The sequence below is a fragment of the Rubrobacter tropicus genome (genome assembly GCF_011492945.1).
In the GTDB taxonomy this organism is placed as follows: Bacteria; Actinomycetota; Rubrobacteria; order Rubrobacterales; family Rubrobacteraceae; genus Rubrobacter_D; species Rubrobacter_D tropicus.
This window is the reverse complement of record NZ_CP045119.1, coordinates 175,877-194,843: the sequence shown is the minus strand read 5'-3', so window position 1 is coordinate 194,843 and position 18,967 is coordinate 175,877. Positions and strand designations below refer to the sequence as shown.

Sequence of the window (18,967 nt, the reverse complement as noted above, 5' to 3'; positions counted from 1 at the left end):
CACAACAGATCCGGCGTCCGCACAAACCGGGGGACGTACGGGACCCCGCGGCAACGGTCCGCTACCCGGTATGACGGACGACGGTCCGGATCTTGAGCCCTCCCCGCACCTGCTGCGTGAGGTCCACGGTCATCTCGACTGGGTCGCAGGCGGCGACGAGGTCGTCGAGGAGCGTCGCCGCCAGGTCCTCGGCGAAGGCGCCCTTCTCACGAAAACCCCAGAGGTAGAGCTTCATGGCCTTGGACTCCAGGAGGCGCTCCCTCGGGCGGTACGTCAGCTTCAGGTCGTAGAAGTCGGGCTGGCCCGTTACCGGGCAGATCGCGGTAAGCTCGTCCGTCGCGAACTCGACGACGGCGTCCTTGCCGCCGTGGGCCCAGGGGACGGTGTCTATCTCGTCCGCCCTTATAGGACCCCGGGCATCTCGGCCCAGCACCCGCTCGTCTCCTCGTTGCATGGAAGCCTCCTGGTAATGGTTAGCTCTCCGGACCATGTTAACCGACCCCCGTCCGGGCGAAGTTCCCTACAGCCTCCGCACCAGCACGGCGTTGCCCAGGAGCAGGAGCACCAGCTCCGAGACGGCGACCGAGCCGAAGGCGACGAGGTAGGGGAGCCCCGCGGCGAAGTGCAGCACCGTCGCCACGCCGGCGGCGATGACGAGCGCGAAGAGCGTGCTGGCGAGGTACGTCCCCGCCCTCCCCCCTACCCGGTGCGCGACGAGCCAGCAGAGCGCGCCGCCCACGAGGTTAACGAGGGGCATCAGAAGAAGCTCCAGCCCGCCGGCCACCGGGCTGAACAGGTTGACGAGCCCCACCCCGACCGCGAAGGCTGGGATGGTCGCCGGGTACCTTATGACCAGCGGCTTGAGAACCTCCCCGAGCCTGAACTGTACGGGTCCGAAAGCCAGTGGGGCCACCAGCAGGCTGAGGACCACGTAGAGTGCCCCGACCACCCCGGCCACGGCGACCCGCCGGGCCGGGCTACCTCCGACTTGATTACGCCCGAACGTCACCGCCTCCCGTCACCCGAATCCCCCGGGCCCTGTGCGAGGGCGCAACCGTCCTTGCGGGGATCGCTGCCGCAGGCGCGGACGCCGTCTTCGTGGACCCTTATCACCTGCGCGCCGCCGACAGGGACGACGTAGTCCTCGCCGACCTCGACCTCGTGACCCTTCTCCCTGAGCCGCCCGACCTCGTGATCCGGCAGGCGGCCCTCGACGAGCAGGGTGCCGTCGAGGTGGAGGTGGCGGGGATGGTCGACGGCCTCCTGGGGGGTCATCCCGTGGTCTATGAGGTTCGAGAGGACCTGGGCGTGGCCCTGGGGCTGCATGGGCCCGCCCATGTTCCCGAACACGGCCCACAGGGCGCCCGTAGCGGAGCTGGTGGCGAGGCCCGGGATGATCGTGTGCATCGGGCGCTTGCCGGGGGCGAGACCGTTCGGGTGGTTCGGGTCCAGGCGAAACGACAAGCCCCGGTTCTGGAGGCAGACGCCGGTGCCGGGGGCCACGACGCCGCTGCCGAAGCCCATGTAGAGGCTGTTTATGAAGGAGCAACCGTTGCCCTCGGCGTCCACGGCGCAGAGGTAGGTGGTGTCTTCGCCCAAAGGCGGCTCCGCCGAAGCGTCCGCCGCGCGCTCGGGGGAGATGCTCTCGCGCAGAGAGTCGGCGTATTCTTTCGAGATCAGGCGCCCCGTGGGGACCGGCGGGTCGAGCCAGAACTCGGGGTCGCCTATCTCGTTGTAGAGGTCCCTGTAGGCCAGCTTCTTCGCCTCGGCCTCCAGGTGGACGCGGTCGGCTCCCAAAGGGTCGAGGGCCGCCATATCGAAGCCTTCGAGCAGGTTGAGCATCTCCAGGGCCGCGATGCCCTGGCCCGGGGGTGGGATCTCGTACACCCGGACGCCCCTGTAGTCCGTGGAGATGGGCTCCACCCACAGCGTCTCGTGGGCCGCAAGGTCCTCCTCGGCAAGGTATCCACCTGACGCCTGCGCGGCCTCCGCCATGCTTCGGGCGATGCGGCCGTTGTAGAAGGCGTCGGCCCCGCCCTCGGCGACGGCCGAGAGGGTGCCCGCTATGTCGGGCTGGGCGAAGACCTCGCCGGGCCCTGGGGCCCGCCCGTCCACGAGGAGCGCCTTCGAGGCGGCCTCGTTCCCGCGGAGCAGGTCCTCGGCGACCTCCCAGTAGCGGGCGAAGACCTCCGAAACGGGGGAGCCGTTCTCGGCGAGCTCGTAGGCCGGTTCGAGGAGGCGGGCGAGCGGCAGGTTGCCCAGAGCGTTCGCCGCGTCCTCCCACAGACGGACGGCGCCGGGGACCGTGATCGGCGGCCCGCCCCGTTCCGGCATCTCGTCGAAGCCAGCCCCCCGCAGCTTCTCGATTGTGGCCGCCTTCGGGGCCGCGCCCGAACCGTTCGCGCCGAGGACGCGTCCCGTCTCGGCCTCGTAGTAGAGCAAGAAGGCGTCCCCGCCCATGCCCGTGGCCATAGGGCCGACGACGGCCATCGCGGCCGCCATCGCCACGCAGGCGTCGGCGGCGGTACCGCCCTCGTCCAGCGCGCGCAGGCCGGCTACGGCCGCGGCCGGATGCTCGCAGGCCACGGCGCCCCGCGTCCCGAAGACCGTCGAGCGGCCCCCCCGGTCGGGGCGCCGGACGCGCTCCCTTTTCGTCTCGCTCTCACTCTTGAACAAAGGTTTTCACCCTCCCGGTCTATGATCGCTCATACAGTTTACAGAACCCTTCGCCGGGTATAGTCATCCGCACAAACCTAGAAGGAGGCAATACATGGGCGCAGGGAAAGCCGTATACATAGGGGCAACCCTAATCTCGATTTTGATCTCGATCTCGCTCTACCGCAGCGATCGGCAGAACCTGGCGATCTTCGTGGGCCTCTGGGCCCCGACCATCCTCAACCTGGGCCAGACCCTGATCGACGACGACCCCTCGTAGGCAAAGACACCCGATAACCCATAGCGGGCCGACCTCCGGGTCGGTCCGTTTTTGCAGAGCTTTAAGCCATCAGCTGTCAGCCATCAGCAAGAGCAAAGAAGGCTGATCGCTGACAGCGCGGTATTCAAAGGCTTTTGCCTCTGAATACCGCTTCAACCCCTACAGGTACTTGAAACCTCTTTAGAGCCGGCCGAACTCCCGCAGCAGGTCGGCCAGAGCCACCCGCTTCACGATCGGACGCCCGTGCGGGCAGACGTCCCTGAATCGACATTTGGACCATGCTTGCAAGAGCGCGGCCATCTCTTCTTTCGAGAGGCTCTCGCCGAACTTCGTCGAACCCTTGCAGGCGAGCGCCTTCGCGAGATCCTCGCCGCCGGCGAGCGCGTGTACGGCGGCCAGGAAAGCCGCCTCCGGGTCGACGGCGGTTCCGGGCGCTGCGGTTAGCCTCACCGCGTCCGCCCCGAACGGCTCGAAAAGAAAACCGAGGGAACCCAACTCCGCCTCGAACGCCCACGCCTCGGGGGCCAGGTCTTCGGGGAGCATCGCCACCGCGGGGTTCTCCAACGAGACCGGCGCGGCCCTCGGGTTCTCCCGCAGCCTCTCGTAGAGGATGCGTTCGTGGGCGCCGTGCTGGTCGAGGATTACGAGGTCCTCACCCTCCCGGGCGACGATGCATCTGCCCGCGAACTGGCCGATGGGGACCAAATCGTTGTCCCCTTCGTCCACGGGAACGCCGATGCCGGGACCACGCTCCGGGGAGAGGGCGGCCCTGATGGTCCCGACGACGAGCGGGTACGCCGACCGGCCTCCGCGCAGCCGCACCGCGCTCTTGGCGGGATGCACGTTCACGTCCACCTCGCCGGGGCCGAGGTCCAACCTCAGAAAAGCGGCCGGGTGACGTCCTTTCGGGAGAAGGTCCGCGTAGGCCCTCGCGATCGCGGGCGCGAAGGAGTCGGTGTCGACGACCCGGCCGTTCACGCAGACGTGCAGGTGGCGGCGGGTCGGGAAACTCACCTCGAGCGGGCTCACCAAACCCCACACGACCGGGTCCTCCAGCGTGACGAGGCCCCTGGCGAGCGAGAGGCCGTGTACCTGGGCGACCCTCTCCCGCAAATCCGCCGCGGCCGGCAGCGCCAGCACGCCGCGCCCGTCCGAGCGCAGGAAGAAGCCCACGTCCGGGCGGCCGAGGGCGAGGGCCTGCACGACCGTCGCTACCGCGTTGGCCTCCGCCCTCACGGTGCCCAAGAATCCCCGGCGAACTGGAAGGTTCAGGAAGAGCTCTCGCGCCTCCACCGTAGTGCCGGGCGGGTGGGAGGCGGGGCCGGCCTCGACCGTCTCCCCGGCCCGGACCCCGACGCGGAAGCCGGGGCCCGCCGTGCCGCGGGCGTTCGTCGTCAGGGCAAGGTGGGAGACGGATCCGATAGCGTGCAGGGCCTCGCCGCGGAAGCCCAGAGATTCTACGCGGGCGAGGTCGTCGGCGGTCCGGATCTTGCTCGTCGCGTGCTCGGCCACCGCACGTTCGGCGTCGTCGGCGGACATGCCGTGGCCGTCGTCTGTGACCCGGATCAGGGAGATCCCGCCGTCCTCGACGTCGACCTCGACCCGCGTCGCCCCCGCGTCCAGTGAGTTCTCGACCAGTTCCTTCACGGCGCTCGCCGGCCGCTCGATGACCTCCCCGGCCGCTATTCTGTGCGCCACCTCCGGCGCCAGGACACGTACCCGTCCCCCGTACTCGGCCGTCTCTTCGGCCACGATTTTGGGAAAGAGTCTCACCCGGCAAAGTCCTTGACGCCCTCGGCTTCGAGGCGCGTCAGGATCTCATCGGCCCGGTCAGTGACCTGTCGCGGAAGTCCCGCGAGCCTGGCGACGTGGACGCCGTAGGAGGAGGACTCGGCGCCCGCCTCTATCCTGTGCAGGAAGACTATCTCCCCACCGACGTCCTCGACGCTGGCCTTGTAGTTGCGGCAGCCGGGGAGCAGCCCTTCGAGGCGCGTCAGCTCGTGGTAGTGGGTGGCGAAGAGGGTGAGGGACTGGACGTCGTCGTGCAGGTACTCGGCCATCGCCCACGCGAGGCTCATCCCATCGTAGGTGGACGTGCCCCGCCCTACCTCGTCCAGTATTACGAGCGAGCGCTCCGTGGCCCCGTTCAGGATGCTCGCGGCCTCGGTCATCTCGACCATGAAGGTGGATTCGCCACTGGCCAGCCGGTCCTCCGCCCCGACGCGGGTGAAGATGCGGTCGACGACGCCCAAAGATGCCTCCTCGGCGGGGACGTAGGAGCCGGTCTGGGCGAGGAGGGCAACGAGGGCGACCTGGCGCAGGTAGACGGACTTGCCGGCCATGTTAGGGCCTGTGATGATCTGCAACCTGGAGTCGCCGTCCACCTCGGAATCGTTCGGCACGAAGGGCGTCCCGGTGTTGTGCTCGACCACCGGGTGACGGCCGCCCGCGACGCGGATGCCCCGCCGCTCCGTTACCTCGGGCCGGCAGTAGCGAAGCTCCGTCGCGGCGGCGGCGAAGGAAGAGATGACGTCGACGACGGCGACGGCGCGGGCGACCTTCTGGAGCTCGGGGGCGGCCTCCTTTACGGCGGCCCGGATCTCACCGAGTATCCCCCGCTCCAGCCGCTCGACCTCGTCGCGCGCGGTCAGCATCCTCGACTCGTGCTCTTTGAGCTCTACCGTGACGTAGCGGGCGTTGTGCTTGAGCGCCTTGCGGTGCTGGTAGCGCTCTGGCACGGAGGAGGCGTCCTTGCCCGCCACCTCTATAAAGTACCCCTCGCCGTCCCGGTATCCGACCTTGAGGCCCTTGAGGCCGGTCTTGAGGCGCTCCTCGGCCTCGAAGCGGGTGAGCCACTCGTGGGCGCCGTCGCTGAACTCGCGGGCCTCGTCGAGTTCGGCCGAGTAGCCGGCGCGTATGATCTCACCGGACTCCTCGGAGATCGCCGCCGCTATGAGCTCCCTCACCCCGGGCGGCTCCTCCATCGCCCCGAGCACCCGGTCTATAAGGGAACTACTTTCAGCCGCGGGAGCGAGCGTCTCCTTCAACGGTCCGATGGCTTCGAGCGCCCCGCGCAGCGAGAGCAGGTCGTTCGGCGAGGCGGAGAGTCGGACTATCCTGGTGGCTATCCGCTCCACGTCGGGGATGCCGCCGAGGTGCTCCCGCACCTCCTCGCGAAGCATGTAGTCGGGCACGAGCGTGTCCACGGCTTCGAGCCGCTGGCGGATGCGTCCGACCTCGAGCAAAGGGCGCTCCAGCCAGCGCCTCAGCGCCCTCTCGCCCATCGGCGTCTTCGTGCGGTCTACGGTCCCGATAAGTTCGTCGAGGCCGAGGTTTCGCCTGGTCGCGGCGTCCAGCACCATCCCCGTGCCGGGATCGTAGGGACGGAAGGTGACCACCTGCTCGGGGGCGGCGCCGCGGAGGGACGCGAGGTACTGGACCAGGGCCCCCGCGGCCCCGACGAGCGCCGGCTTGCCTTCCAGCCCGAACCCCTTGAGCCCGGACACCCGAAAATGCCTCTTGAGCGCCTGCTCCCCCGCCGACGGCTCGAACGTCCAGCGGGGCACGGAGCTGACGGTGGCCCGAACCCTCGGCAGGTTCTCCGCGGCGGTCCGCTCCGGTACGACCAGCTCCCGCGGCGACCACCGCTCGAGTTCCGCGGCCAACTGTTCTTCCGGCACTTCGGTGCCGGTAAATTCGCCGGTGGACGCCTCGACGACCGCGATACCGGCCGAACCGTCCTTGACCACGAAGGCCGCCAGGTAGTTCGCCTGCCCGGCCGAGAGGACGTTGTCCTCTATGACCGTGCCGGGCGTGAGGATGCGGGTGACCTCGCGGGTGAACTGCTTGGGCTTCGTCGGGTGCTGGCGCTGCTCGGCGACGGCGACGGAGTGGCCCTTCCTGAGCAGCGTCGCCAGGTGCTCTTGCAAAGAGTGTCCGGGCACCCCGGCCAGAGGGACGCGCCCGCCGGCGTAGCCCGCGGCCTCGCGGCTCGTCAGGCGGATGGAGAGGGCCTGCGAGATCTTCTTTGCATCCTCCTCGAAGGTCTCGAAGAAGGTCCCGACCTGGTAGAAGAGGATGGTGCCTCGCGGCAACTGCGCTTTCAACTCTGCGTAACGATCCAGCATGGGGCTATTCTACGGGGGCGCCCCCTGTTCGTCAGCCCCGAAAGACGGCGGGCGGAGCATGTATCCTGGACGCATGGACGACGTTGACCCGAAGCTTTCCAGGCTCCTGCTCGCCGGCTCGGTTCTCGGCGCGGCCCTGAACCTGGCCTCTTCGGTGCGGACGCGAGGACCGCGCCGCGCCGCAGGCCTCTTCGCCCTCGGCGTCGGCCTGCCGGCGGTCGGCGAGCTCTTGGCGACGGGACCGCTTGGCCTCCTGCGCCACCGCACGCGACCGCGGGTGGCGAATGTCCCGGTCGCCGTTCTTCTCGGCTGGTACTGCGCCACAAACGGCTCCCTCGCCGTCGCGGAGAAAGCCCTCGACGCCCTTCACCTTGAGGATGCCACCAGAGAGAGGCTCCTGCCGCCCGGCGCGGCGCTCGTCGGGACGAGCCTCGACCTCGTGCTCGACCCCGCCGGGCTCGACGCCGGCCTGTGGGAGTGGAGCGGCGATGGATCTTACGCCGCCGAGGTGGCCGGCGCCAACGGGCGAAACGGGGTGCCGCTCGTCAACTACGCGGGCTGGCTACTGCTCGTCGGGGGCGTCGCTTCGGCCCACAACCGGACCTTCGCGGAGAGCCGACCGGTGGGCCGGCTCCCGGCGTTGCTCCTGTTGCCCCCCTACCTGGCGGCCGTGGCCTGGGCGGTAAGGCGCGGGAAGGTCCGGTACGTTCTGTATTCCGCCCTGTTCCCCGTCGCGCTGGCGGCCGGCGGGGAGACCCGGCGTTAGACGGAGCCGAGGTCCTTGCCCGCCTCCTCAAAGCCCTCCTGCATCTTCCGGCGGGCGGCCTCCACGAGTTTGGGGTTTCTGAGGATCTCGTCCACCTCGGTCGACGAGGCGAGGCGCCGGACGTACTCCTCCTGCGTCACCTCCTTGAGGTTCGCGCCGTCGCCGAGGCGGTGGGCGATGTAGGAGATGACCCTCTCCTGCCTGCCGGAGCGGTACCGGTCGTCGAACAGCTTGGACCAGAAAGACGACTCCTCCAGGGCGGCCTCTTCCTGGATGGTCGGACGTTCAGGGGTTTGGGGGTAGATCAGGACGGGCCCGTCCGCCGCCCGGACCACCTTGGTCGAGACGCTCCCTACCCGCGCGCGTTGGATCCCGCCCACGCCCCGGCTGCCGACGGAGATAAGAGCCGTTCCGCCGGCCTCCTGGGCCTCGTCCATGAGGGTTAGAGCTATGCCATCGATCCCGTCGGCACCCTCGTCCGGGACGAGCTTCACCCCGGGGCGGCGCCCCAGGAGGCGCTCCAGCTCGTCCGCGAGGACGTTCAACTCCGCCTCGGCCCCCAGCAGGGCGTGATCTACCATGCTGGCCTGAAGGGGTCCGGCGTCCCGCGAGGTCTTCAGCAGCCTCGGGTAGATCTGCACGAGCATGCCCTCGACCCCGAGAAGGCCGCCCATGGTCGCCGCAAGCCTCGCGGCGCTCCTCGAATCCGCGGATGAGTCGTCGGCCATGATCACGTACGAGGGCGGCCAGGCGCCTTCCTCGCCGCGGAGCACCAGGACGGGACAGCGGGCGTTGTGTATAACGCCTTCCGAGACGCTGCCCATCAGGAGGCGCCTGACGCCGCCGAGGCCCCTGCGGCCGATAACCACGAGCCCGGCCCCGATCTCCTCGGCCGCGGAGAGGATCTGGTCGACCGGCGACCCCGCCCTCACCTGCGCGCCCGCAACCTTCACTCCATACCTCTCGATCCGCTCGACCTGCTCGTCCAGAAGCTCCTGTCCTCTGGCCGAAGCCCCCTGGGCCGTACGGAGCCTGAGCGCGACGCTCATGTACTCGCGGGGCGGGATGAACTCGAAGGCGTGAACCACGTGCAGCTCCGAGCCGCTCCTCTTCGCCAGATCCACCGCCGCCCGGGTCGCCGCGGAGGCGTCCTCCGAACCGTCGGTCGCGAGCAGTATCTTTGCCGGGAAGTAGCCCGTCTCCGTCATCGTCCTTCCTTTCCCCGCGAGAGGCTCGTCCGGGCGTTCTATCTGACTAGCATATGATCAGTCCCCTTCTTTCGTCGTCGGGGACTTTCGACCGCCCCGGTTTCGGAGCCACTTCTCGGCGCCGATGACGGGCAGCACCACGAGGGCGACCACGAAGGCCTGGAGGAGGGCACCGGCCGGCAGGGGGGCCGTGCCGAAAACCGCGTTCATGAACGGCAGGTAGATAAAGCCGGCCTGCAGCAGCAGGAGGGCTCCGATACCGACGTAGATCCAGGGGTTGCTCCACAGCCCGATCTTCATCACCGAGTCGCGCAGGGAGCGGCAGTTGAGCAGGTAGAAGATCTGGAACAGTATCACCGTCGTCACGGCCGTGGTCTGGGCCTCGGCGAGCGCGGCCCCGGTGCCCACGCCCCTTCCCGCCTCCGCGGCAAACTCCACGAGGAAGAGCCCGAGGGCGCCGGCCGCCATCAGCAGGGCCACGAGGACGGTCCTGAAGATTACGAAGCGGCTAAGGACGGGGGCGTCCGGGTCGCGCGGGGACCGGAGCATCAGGTCGGGCTCCTTGGCCTCGAAGGCCAGGGGCAGGGCGAGGGCGACCGCCGCTACCAGGTTGATCCAGAGTATCTGCGTCGGGAGCATCGGCAGCAACGGCTCCCCCCCTATGATCGGGAAGAAGGCGACGGCCGCCGTGAGTATCACGGCGAGCCCGATGTTGGTCGGCAAAACGAAGGCGAGCGCCTTGATCAGGTTGTCGTAGACCCTCCTCCCTTCCTCCACGGCCGCCTCGATGGAGGCGAAGTTGTCGTCCGTGAGCACGATGTCCGAGGACTCCTTGGAGACGTCGGTGCCCGTTATGCCCATCGCCACCCCGATGTCCGCCTGCTTGAGGGCCGGGGCGTCGTTGACGCCGTCGCCGGTCATGGCGACGACGTGGCCCTGCGCCTGCAGGCTCCTGACGAGCCTTATCTTGTGCTCCGGCGCGACCCGGGCGAAGACACCGGTTCGGGCGACGACCCCCTGGAGTTCCTCGTCCGAGAGCCCGTCCAATTCGGCGCCGGTCACGGCCCCGGAGCCGGTCTCGAGACCGAGTTGCTCGCCGATGGCGCGGGCCGTGCTCTTGTGGTCGCCGGTGATCATCTTTACCGAGATGCCCGCCTTCTTGCACGCCTCGACGGCGTCCACGGCCTCGGGTCTCGGGGGGTCGATCATGCCCTGCAACCCGACGAGCTCCAACCCGCCCGCAACGTCTTTCTCTTGAAGGGTCTCCATCTTCTCATCCACCCGGCGCGAGGCGAGCGCGAGGACCCGCATCCCCCGCGCGGCCAGGGCCTCGACCCGCGCAAGCACGGCCCCGGTATCCAGAGGTCCGCCGCCTTCGAGGGCGGAGCACCGGGAGAGCACCACCTCGGGCGCCCCCTTGACGAGGATCTCCCTTCCATCGGCCTCCGTCTCGTTGAGGGTGGCCATGTACTTGCTCCCCGAGTCGAAGGGGATGGCATCGAGGCGCGGGTGGGAGCCCTTGGTCTGCTCGGGGTCCACGCCGAGCTTTTTGGCCGCGGTTAGCAAGGCGCCCTCGGTCGGGTCGCCGCTGACGCGCCAGCCCTCCTCGCCATGAACGAGGGCCGCGTCGTTGCAAAGGGCGCCGGCGAGCAGCAGGCGGCGCGCGTCGTCGGGCACTTCGGGGAGCTTCTCGCCTCCCGGTCCCGTGAGGTCGCCTTCGGGGGCGTAGCCGACGCCGCCGACGGCGTAGGAATTGCCGCCGGCGGTCCACAGCTCGGTCACGGTCATCTCGTTCTTGGTGAGGGTGCCGGTCTTGTCCGAGCAGATCACGGTCGTGGAGCCTAGCGTCTCGACCGCCGGCAAGCGCCTTATGACGGCGCGGCGGCCGGCCATGCGCCTGACGCCTATGGCGAGCGCTATGGTGACTATGGCCGGCAGGCCCTCCGGGATCGCGCCGACGGCGAGCGTTATGGCGGCGAGCACCGCGTCGGCGGCCGGGTAACCCCTGAGCGTCCCGACCACGAAGAGGATCGCAGCAACGATGACTATGGCAACCGTGAGCCACTTGCCGACCACGGCGAGCTGCCTGGTAAGCGGCGTCTCGACGTGGGTGGTCTCTCGCAGCATCGAGGAGATGCGCCCGAGCTCGGTCTCCCCGGCCGTCGCCACCACGACGGCCGTGCCGGTCCCGTAGGAGACGAGCGTGCCGCCGTAGACCATGTTCCCGCGGTCGGCCAGCGAGGTGTTCTCGTCGAGCTCCGCGGTCGCCTTGTCGGTAGGCACGGACTCGCCCGTCAGGGCGGCCTCCTCGACCTTCAGGCTGCGGACGCGCAAGAGGCGCATGTCGGCCGGCACCCTGTCGCCGGGGGCGAGCTCCACTATGTCGCCCGGCACTATCTCCGACGCCTGCAACGTCGTCTTGCGGCCTTCCCTGATCACCGTCGCGGTCTGGGGAACCATGTCCATCAGCGCCTCTATGGCCTTGCCGGCCCGGTACTCCTGGACGAAACCTATTATCGTGTTGAGGACCACGACGCCGAGGACGACCAGGCCGTCGACGACCTTGCCCATCAAGATGGCGAGGGCAACGGCGCCGAGCAGGACGTAGATGAGCGGGTCGTTGACCTGGCGCCACAGGATCTTTAACGGCCCGTCGCCCCTGGCCCGCTGCAGCACGTTCGGCCCGACCTCGGCGAGCCGCCCCTCGGCCTCGGCAACACCCAGTCCTTCCTCCGAACTCCCGAGTTTCCTCAGGACCTCTTCGATCCTTACGGCGTGCCAGGGCGAATGCGAGCCTTGGGGTACCACGGTCTTGGGGTTCACGAGATACGTCCTCCGTCGTGGCCGTCGTGGGTTTCTCGATAGAGCGAGGCCCGGCGCCCCTCGAAGGGGAGGTGGGTAGGCCGGGGCGCCGGGTCTCGTCTCACGTAGAGAAGTATCCTGCGCGCCCGGGCATACGTCCTGACCATGTTCGACCAAAAACCCGGCGAAAGTTGGCTATTTTGCGGCGGTCAGGGGTTGGAGATCGCGCCGCGGGTCTTGTAGAGGGAGGCCCCGATGGAGACGGCGACGACCGTCGCGATAAAGGGGAGGGAGATCCAGATAGGCAGCTTCCCGAAAAAGTAGGAGTAGATGAACTTGGCGCCGACAAAGACGAGGATGACGGCGAGCCCGGTCTGGAGGTAGACGAAGCGGTCCATCATGCCGGCGAGCATGAAGTAGAGCGGGCGCAGGCCGAGCACGGCGAAGGCGTTCGCCGTCCACACGATAAAAGCGCTTGAGGTGATGGCGAAGATCGCCGGTATGGAGTCGACGGCGAAGACGACGTCCGTGGTGCCGACGACGATGATGACCGCGAAGAGGGGGGTCGCCACGATCTTGCCCGAGTGGCGGGTAAAGAAGTTCGGGCCGTGGAAGTCCTTGGTCATGGGGACGAGGCGGCGGACGATGCGGAGGACGGGGTTGCGTTCGGGGTGGACTTCCGAGTCGCGGTGGAAGGCCATCCTGATGCCGGTGTAGATCAGGAACGCCCCGAAGACGAAGACCATCCACTCGTAGCGGTTCAAGAGCTCCGCCCCGATCAGGACGAAGACGCCGCGCAGGATTAGCGCCCCCACGACCCCCCAGAACAGAACCCTGTACTGGTACTCGTCCGGGACGGCGAAGTAGGTGAAGATCAGGGCGAAGACGAAGACGTTATCGACCGAGAGGCTCTTCTCGACGAGATAGCCGGCGAAGTACTCGCCGCCGCGTTCGGGGCCGGCCACGACGAGGAGTACGAGGCCGAAGACGGCGGCGACCCCGATCCAGAACGCGCTCAGGCCCGCCGCGCGCCTGAAAGAGATCACCCTCGCCCCCCGCGCTAGCACGGCGAGGTCGAGCACGAGCAACAGCGCCAAGAGGACCAGAAAACCGGCCCAGGCCCAGAGCGGGAACGTCGTCAAGTGGTCTCCTTATTCCTGTTCGGACTCGCCTGATGTTACACGACCCGGGTGGCGGGGACGCAAGGCGCCCGGTAGAGTGCGCGGGGTGGAACGTCGGCCCGGTTTGCTTGAGCGCTTCTTCGAGCGGGTGCTGTGGGACAGCAGGCTCCTGATGCTCGTCGCCGTCGTGGCCGGCGTGCTGCTCGCGCTCGGGACGTTCTACCTGGCGCTCGTGGACCTCGTGTACTTTTTCGGCCTCGTCCTGGACTACGGCGACCTCGGGGTGGGCGCGGCGGGGCGCAACGACTTGCGCGCGGACGTGATCACGGCCATCGTCAAGGTGCTCGACGGGTTCCTTATCTCGGCCATCCTGATCATCGTCTCCTTGGGTCTCTACGAGCTTTTCGTGAACCGGATAGACGTGGCCCGTTTCTCCGAGGCATCCCCGCGCCTGCTCCAGGTACACGACCTCGACGACCTCAAGGAGCGGGTGGCGCGCCTGATCCTGCTGGTCCTCCTTATAGAGTTCTTCCAGCGCGCGCTGCGCATCCCCTACGAGACCGCCCTCGATCTCCTCTACCTCGGCCTCGGCATCCTCTTCGTGAGCGCCGCCATCTACCTGACCACCAGACGCTTGCCAACCGCCGGGTCCGGCAAGGGCGGAGACCGGTAAGGGACCGGTAAGGACGCGCAGTGCGGCCCCGTAAAGGGCGCGACGCCAGCGCGGGTCGTACGAACCCCGGCGTAACGGGCCCAGAGCGGTTCGCGGAAGTGTCGAGCCCACCGCGAAAAGGCTTTCGGGTCCTCAGGTTCTGACAGCGGCTAGCGCAAGGATCGACCCTTCCGCTAGCCTGGCTACGGGTATCGGGTTTCGGGCATCAGCAAGGACTTTTCGGGCGTACCGTGGTCGTCACCCCGGGATCGCGGGGTGGGGTGGATCGATCCTTGTGAACTTCGCTCTGTCAGGGGTGGAGGATCGGGGCTTGCATGGGGTTTCGTGGCGCGCCCCTGGAGACCTCGGTGCCTCGCGGCCGGCGAGGGCCGGTCCTTACGCAAACCGCTGTAATCCCGGCTACCCCGCGCCGACGCCGAGCAGCAACCTCGTCAGGTCGGCCACGGCCGCCAGGGCGCCGACGAAGACCATTACCCAGCCCACCGTCCGGTCCCCACCACCCATCAAGGTCCGCACGCCGACGAGGATAAGACCCACGCAGAAGACGAGCACCCCGCCCCCCCCACCGCCGGTGAGGAGGGCCAGGACCGGGCCCCCCAGCAGGCACGCTCCGGCCGCGTATCCCACGGTTCTTCTGCCGGCGCCCCCGGTCGGGGGCGCGTCGCGGCGGTCGAGGTCGGCAGAGGCGATCCCGAAGACGCCCAAAGAGAGGTGGACCAGATCGTCCGCGAGTCCCAAGCCCCCCGGCGTGAGCCCGAAAAGGTTCGGCACGACGATGCCAGCGACCCCGACGAAGGCGTAGAGGGCCCCCGCCACCAGGCTCACGACGCCGGCCAGGCGTCCGCCCCGGGGAAAGAAGCCGGCGTAGAGGAGCACGAAGCCCGAGGCGAGGTGCAGAAGGTTCTCGAAGGGGTCCACGTTGAGCACCCCGAACAGGGGGAACCCGCCGGAGAAGATTCCCGCGATCCCGAGCAGCACGAGGAGCGGTCCGGCCGTCCGCGCGTAGAGCCTGGCCGTCAAGAGTCGACGAGCTCCCCGAAGGCGACCTCGTAGCGCTCTACGGAGACCACCGTCTCGCCCGAGGCTTCGGCGCTCTCGGCCCGCGCCCGGCGCACGGCCTCCTCGCTGCGAGCCATGTCCTCCTCCGTCTCCCACAAGGTCATGGCGAGCGAACGCCCGTTTGCCGCGTCAAACATCAGGTACATGCCCCGGAAGCCCTCCTGCAACCTGGCGGCCGGCAAGAACTGCCGGCGGGCCACCCTTATCCCCTCGGCCGTCTGCTCCGACGGTCCCCCGAAGGTGCTGATCCTCGCGTACACCACTCCTCCTCTCCTGTTCCGCCGGCTACCGGCCCTTTCCCACGAATTCCGCCACCTCCTCGACGAAAGCCAGCAGGTCCTCGACCGACGGGTTTACGACCGTGCGGACCACGCCCCCCAGACGCATGGTCGAAGGCTCTGTGGGCTCCGAGGCTATCCTCGCCTTCGCCGCCCCCGGCGCCGCGACGGCCCCGTCGGAGATGACGAGGTGGGGCTGAAAGCGCTCGACGGCCTCCCCGGCCTCCCGGAAGGGAACGAGGCGCGTATGCGCCTTCGGCCGGGAGCCGAGGAGTCCCAGGAAGAAGGCCTCGCCGTAGGCCGCGTACTCCGGGGTGAAGGAGATCAAGACGCGCAATGCGTCGGGGGGATCCCGCCCCGAGCCGGTGGCTGGCTGTCCCCCGCGGGTTTCGTTCACCGTCGGCCGTTGGCCGCCCCACCCCGACCTACGACCGCGCGCCTCCCCGACGGCCACGCCCGTTACACCTCCGGCGTCCCCGCGGACCCGGCCATGCCGCGCCGCTCCAGGGTCTCGCGCTTTATGCGCTTGAGCTCCGCCGGCGGAAAGCGGTCGAGCAGGCGCCAGGCGGTCTCTAGAGTCTCCTCGATGGCGCGGCTGGCGGAGCCCTGGCCCACGAACTCGTTCTCGAAGTCGTCGGCGAAGGCCAGGTAGCGGCGGTCCTCCTCAGAGAGCGCCTGCTCCCCGACGATGGAGACGAGGCGTCGGAGCTCCTTGCCGCGGGCGAAGGCGGCGTAGAGCTGGTCCGCCACCTGCCTGTGGTCGTAGCGGGTCTTGCCGTCGCCGATACCGGCGTTCATCAGGCGCGAGAGGGAGGGGAGCACGTCTATCGGGGGGTAGACGTTGCGGCGGTCCAGGTCACGGGAGAGCACGATCTGGCCCTCCGTTATGTAGCCCGTGAGGTCCGGGATGGGGTGGGTTATGTCGTCGTCCGGCATCGAGAGGATCATGATCTGTGTCACCGACCCCTCCTTGCCGTGTACGCGTCCGGCCCGCTCGAAGAGCGAGGCGAGATCGGTGTACATGTAGCCGGGGTATCCGCGCCTGCCCGGTATCTCCCCGCGGGCCGCCGAGACCTCGCGCAGGGCCTCGCAGTAGTTGGTGATGTCCGCGAGGATCACGAGCACGTGACGCCCCTCCTCCCACGCCAGGTACTCGGCCGCGGTTAGCGCGGCGCGCGGCGTCAACAGCCGCTCGATCGTAGGGTCGTCGGCCTGGTTGATAAAGAGCACGGAGCGCTCGAGCGCGGCGCTCCCGGCGAACCGCTTGCGGAAGAACGCGGCCTCCCGCTGCGTAACGCCTATGGCCGCGAAGACGACGACGAACTCGTCGGGGGCGTCGCCAGAGGACCCCGGGACCCTGGCGCCCTCGGCGATCTGGGCTGCGAGCTCCATGGCCGGGAGCCCGAAGCCGGAGAAGATCGGCAACTTCTGCCCCCGCACGAGCGTGTTGAGCCCGTCTATGGCGGAGATACCCGTCTCGATAAAGTCGGAAGGGTGAGCCCTGGCGAACGGGTTGAGGGGCTCGCCGCCTACGGGGTGGTACGCCGCCGGCTGCAACGGGGGACCGTCGTCTATGGGGGTGCCGGACCCGTCGAGGATGCGCCCCACGAGGTCGGGGCCGACGGCCATCCGGGCGACCTCGCCGCGCGTCCTTACGTTGGTGCCGGGCCGGTCGAGGCCCCGCGTCCCGCCGAGGACCTGCACGACCATCCGGTCGCCCTCGACTTCGAGGACCTGCCCCCGGCGCTCCTCGCCGGCCGGGGTCACCACGTCCACTACCTCGTCGTATCCGACGTTAGAGGCGCCCTCCGCCACGAGCAGCGGGCCCGAAACGTAGCTCACGGTCCGGTGCTCGACGGCGAAGAGCCGGTCGAGGCCGACGGCCCCGCCGTTCTGTTCCGTCTTTTCCGTCAATTCAACCCTCCCATCTCGCGCCGCACACGCCGTATGAGGTCGTCCGCGTTCTTCTCCGCCCCGGCGTCGGGCCAGTACTTCATGCGGCCTATCTCGGCGACCGCCGGGACCGCCGCCGACGCCTCGACGGCCACGTCTCGCCCAACGGCCTCCTGTATCCCTTCGTGGGCCGCCCGAATAACGCGCATCATGTGGAACTGCTTCTCGGGCGAGCAGTAGGCGTCCACCTCGTCGAAGGCGGACTGTTGCAGGAAGTCCTCCCGCAGCAGGCGTCCGGTGGCCAGGATGACGCGCTGCGGTGGTGCCAAGGCGTCGGCGCCGAGTAGCTGCACGATCTCCAGCAGCGTACGTTCTTGCTGCAACAGGTCGCGCGCCCACGCCCGGTTCTCCGTCCATCCGGGCCGCACCGCGCTCTCGAACCATTCGTCCAGGTCGTAGAGCGTGTAGCTCGTGCCCCAGTTGATGGAGGGGAAGTGGCGGCTGCGGGCAAGCGAGGTGTCGAGCGCCCAGAACGTGCCCGCGAGGCGCAGGCTGTACTGCGTGATCGGCTCGGAGAAGTCCCCGCCGGGCGGCGAGACGGCGCCGACGACGGTAACAGAGCCCTCGCGCCCGTCGGAGCCGAGGCACACCACCGAACCCGCCCGCTCGTAGAACTCGGCGATGCGGGTCGCCAGGTACGCCGGGTAGCCTTCTTCCGCGGGCATCTCCTCCAAACGTCCCGAGACCTCGCGCAGGGCCTCGCCCCAGCGGCTCGTCGAGTCGGCCATGATGGCGACGTCGTAGCCCTGGTCGCGAAAATACTCGGCGATGGTTATGCCCGTGTAGATGGACGCCTCGCGTGCGGCGACCGGCATGTTGGAGGTGTTGGCGATCAGGATCGTCCGCTGCATCAAGGGCGCCCCGGTCTTCGGGTCGAGAAGCTCGGGAAATTCTTCGAGCACCTCGGTGAGCTCGTTGCCACGCTCCCCGCACCCCACGTAGACGACGACGTCGGCCTCGGAGTACTTGGCGAGCGACTGCTCGAGCACCGTCTTGCCGGTCCCGAAGCCGCCGGGTATGGTCGCCGAACCGCCGCGGGCCACCGGAAACAGCGTATCGACTATGCGCTGCCCGGTAACGAGCGGCACGTCCGGGTCGAGCTTGCGCGCCGCCGGGCGCGGCTCGCGCACCGCCCAGCGCCGGAGCATCGCGACCGGTTCGCCGCCCACGTGGGCCACCGCATCCTCGACCCGCGCCGGCCCGGCCTCAACGCTCGTTACCGGGCCGGAGACGCCGTTCGGGACGAGCACCTTGTGGACCAGCGAGGACGTCTCCTCGACCGTGCCGAGCACGTCGCCCGGGACCACCTCATCGCCAACGCCGACGGTCGGTACGAACTCCCACTCCTTTTCGCGGTCGATGGCCGGGATCGAGATACCGCGGGCCATGGTGGGGGCGCCGAAGGGATCGCCGTCACGCTCCGCCATCCTGGGCAGGGGGCGTTGGGTGCCGTCGAAGATCGCGCCCAACAGGCCGGGACCGAGTTCGACCTGAAGCGGGGCGCCGGAGTCCTCGACGGGTTCTCCGACCCGGATGCCGGAGGTCTCCTCGTAGACCTGGATCGTGACGCGCTCCCCGTCCAGACGGATCACCTCCCCCGGCAACCGCTCCTCCCCGACAAAGACCACGTTGTACAACCGCGCGTCCCTGAGCCCCTTCGCCACCACCACCGGCCCCGCGACCCGCCAGACCGCGCCGGCGTCGCCGGTCTCGGGGGTGCGGGAGCTTCCCGTCGTTATCGTATCCGTCACTCTTTGCCTCCCTCGGCGTCGAACGTGATCTCGTACCCAACCGCCTGCCAGAGCATCTTCATCAACCGCTCCCGCCGCCCCCCGTCGCCCTCACCCGGCTCGCCGGCCGGCAACGCGACCACCAAAGGCTCGGTGGTCGCGTCGAAGCGGCGCCGCAACTCCTTGTCTAGGGCCGAATGGAACGGCTCGTGTACGGCTATCACCCCCGCTCCCCCGCCCGTCCACGAGCGAGAGCAATTCCGAGGCCGATTCCTCTTTGGAGGCGACCGGAACGGTGGTGGCTCCGGCGAGCCG

17 protein-coding genes are annotated in these 18,967 nt (G+C 68.7%); 3 read left to right on the top strand and 14 right to left on the bottom strand.

Annotated features, from left to right (window positions below; all coding sequences use genetic code 11):
* Positions 1 to 61: 61 nt before the first annotated feature.
* The 3 genes from queF to ggt form a co-directional block, all read right to left on the bottom strand.
* Positions 62 to 454 carry a preQ(1) synthase gene (gene queF, locus GBA63_RS01010; protein ID WP_166172645.1) on the bottom strand — a complete coding sequence of 131 codons (393 nt, stop codon included), beginning with the start codon at positions 452 to 454 and terminating at the stop codon, positions 62 to 64.
* Positions 455 to 520: 66 nt separating this feature from the next.
* On the bottom strand, positions 521 to 958 hold the full coding sequence (locus GBA63_RS01005; RefSeq protein ID WP_207957008.1) for a QueT transporter family protein: 438 nt from the start codon (positions 956 to 958) through the stop codon (positions 521 to 523).
* A gap of 47 nt (positions 959 to 1,005) precedes the next feature.
* Positions 1,006 to 2,676, bottom strand: a complete 1,671-nt coding sequence (ggt, locus tag GBA63_RS01000; RefSeq protein ID WP_166172641.1) for a gamma-glutamyltransferase — start codon at positions 2,674 to 2,676, stop codon at positions 1,006 to 1,008.
* Between the two features lie 94 nt (positions 2,677 to 2,770).
* Here ggt and GBA63_RS00995 point away from each other — a divergent pair, with 94 nt between their 5' ends.
* Positions 2,771 to 2,935, top strand: coding sequence for a hypothetical protein (locus GBA63_RS00995; RefSeq protein ID WP_166172639.1), 165 nt, complete (start codon positions 2,771 to 2,773; stop codon positions 2,933 to 2,935).
* A 180-nt stretch (positions 2,936 to 3,115) separates the two neighbouring features.
* Here the strand turns inward: GBA63_RS00995 and mutL are convergent, their stop codons facing one another.
* Positions 3,116 to 4,708: a DNA mismatch repair endonuclease MutL gene (gene mutL, locus GBA63_RS00990; RefSeq protein WP_166172637.1), complete on the bottom strand. Its 1,593-nt coding sequence runs from the start codon at positions 4,706 to 4,708 to the stop codon at positions 3,116 to 3,118.
* The gene (gene mutS, locus GBA63_RS00985) at positions 4,705 to 7,062 is read right to left on the bottom strand and encodes a DNA mismatch repair protein MutS (protein WP_166172635.1); all 2,358 of its coding nucleotides are present in this window, start codon (positions 7,060 to 7,062) and stop codon (positions 4,705 to 4,707) included. The genes mutL and mutS overlap by 4 nt, the downstream gene beginning before the upstream one ends.
* Before the next feature lie 73 nt (positions 7,063 to 7,135).
* Between mutS and GBA63_RS00980 the strand changes: the two genes are divergently transcribed.
* Positions 7,136 to 7,828 carry a carotenoid biosynthesis protein gene (locus GBA63_RS00980; protein ID WP_166172633.1) on the top strand — a complete coding sequence of 231 codons (693 nt, stop codon included), beginning with the start codon at positions 7,136 to 7,138 and terminating at the stop codon, positions 7,826 to 7,828.
* Here GBA63_RS00980 and GBA63_RS00975 read toward each other — a convergent pair.
* From GBA63_RS00975 to GBA63_RS00965, 3 genes are all read right to left on the bottom strand, one after another.
* Positions 7,825 to 9,036 carry a universal stress protein gene (locus GBA63_RS00975; RefSeq protein ID WP_166172631.1) on the bottom strand — a complete coding sequence of 404 codons (1,212 nt, stop codon included), beginning with the start codon at positions 9,034 to 9,036 and terminating at the stop codon, positions 7,825 to 7,827. The two genes, GBA63_RS00980 and GBA63_RS00975, sit on opposite strands and share 4 nt — an antisense overlap.
* A gap of 57 nt (positions 9,037 to 9,093) precedes the next feature.
* On the bottom strand, positions 9,094 to 11,859 hold the full coding sequence (locus tag GBA63_RS00970; RefSeq protein WP_166172629.1) for a cation-translocating P-type ATPase: 2,766 nt from the start codon (positions 11,857 to 11,859) through the stop codon (positions 9,094 to 9,096).
* A gap of 188 nt (positions 11,860 to 12,047) precedes the next feature.
* The gene (locus tag GBA63_RS00965) at positions 12,048 to 12,980 is read right to left on the bottom strand and encodes a TerC family protein (RefSeq protein WP_166172626.1); all 933 of its coding nucleotides are present in this window, start codon (positions 12,978 to 12,980) and stop codon (positions 12,048 to 12,050) included.
* Between the two features lie 85 nt (positions 12,981 to 13,065).
* Between GBA63_RS00965 and GBA63_RS00960 the strand changes: the two genes are divergently transcribed.
* Positions 13,066 to 13,632 carry a YqhA family protein gene (locus GBA63_RS00960; RefSeq protein ID WP_166172624.1) on the top strand — a complete coding sequence of 189 codons (567 nt, stop codon included), beginning with the start codon at positions 13,066 to 13,068 and terminating at the stop codon, positions 13,630 to 13,632.
* 399 nt (positions 13,633 to 14,031) lie between these two features.
* Here the strand turns inward: GBA63_RS00960 and GBA63_RS00955 are convergent, their stop codons facing one another.
* From GBA63_RS00955 to GBA63_RS00930, 6 genes are all read right to left on the bottom strand, one after another.
* Positions 14,032 to 14,652, bottom strand: coding sequence for a hypothetical protein (locus GBA63_RS00955; protein ID WP_166172622.1), 621 nt, complete (start codon positions 14,650 to 14,652; stop codon positions 14,032 to 14,034).
* Positions 14,649 to 14,951, bottom strand: a complete 303-nt coding sequence (locus GBA63_RS00950; protein WP_166172620.1) for a hypothetical protein — start codon at positions 14,949 to 14,951, stop codon at positions 14,649 to 14,651. The genes GBA63_RS00955 and GBA63_RS00950 overlap by 4 nt, the downstream gene beginning before the upstream one ends.
* 25 nt (positions 14,952 to 14,976) lie before the next feature.
* Positions 14,977 to 15,366: a hypothetical protein gene (locus GBA63_RS00945; RefSeq protein ID WP_166172618.1), complete on the bottom strand. Its 390-nt coding sequence runs from the start codon at positions 15,364 to 15,366 to the stop codon at positions 14,977 to 14,979.
* A gap of 62 nt (positions 15,367 to 15,428) precedes the next feature.
* Entirely contained in the window at positions 15,429 to 16,883 is a 1,455-nt protein-coding gene (locus tag GBA63_RS00940; protein WP_166172616.1) for a V-type ATP synthase subunit B, read from the bottom strand.
* Positions 16,880 to 18,673 (bottom strand): V-type ATP synthase subunit A, encoded by a 1,794-nt coding sequence (locus GBA63_RS00935; RefSeq protein ID WP_207957007.1) that lies wholly within the window; start codon positions 18,671 to 18,673, stop codon positions 16,880 to 16,882. Before GBA63_RS00935 ends, GBA63_RS00940 begins: the two co-directional genes overlap by 4 nt.
* Positions 18,670 to 18,876, bottom strand: a complete 207-nt coding sequence (locus GBA63_RS00930; RefSeq protein ID WP_166172614.1) for a hypothetical protein — start codon at positions 18,874 to 18,876, stop codon at positions 18,670 to 18,672. The genes GBA63_RS00935 and GBA63_RS00930 overlap by 4 nt, the downstream gene beginning before the upstream one ends.
* Between the last annotated feature and the right edge of the window lie 91 nt (positions 18,877 to 18,967).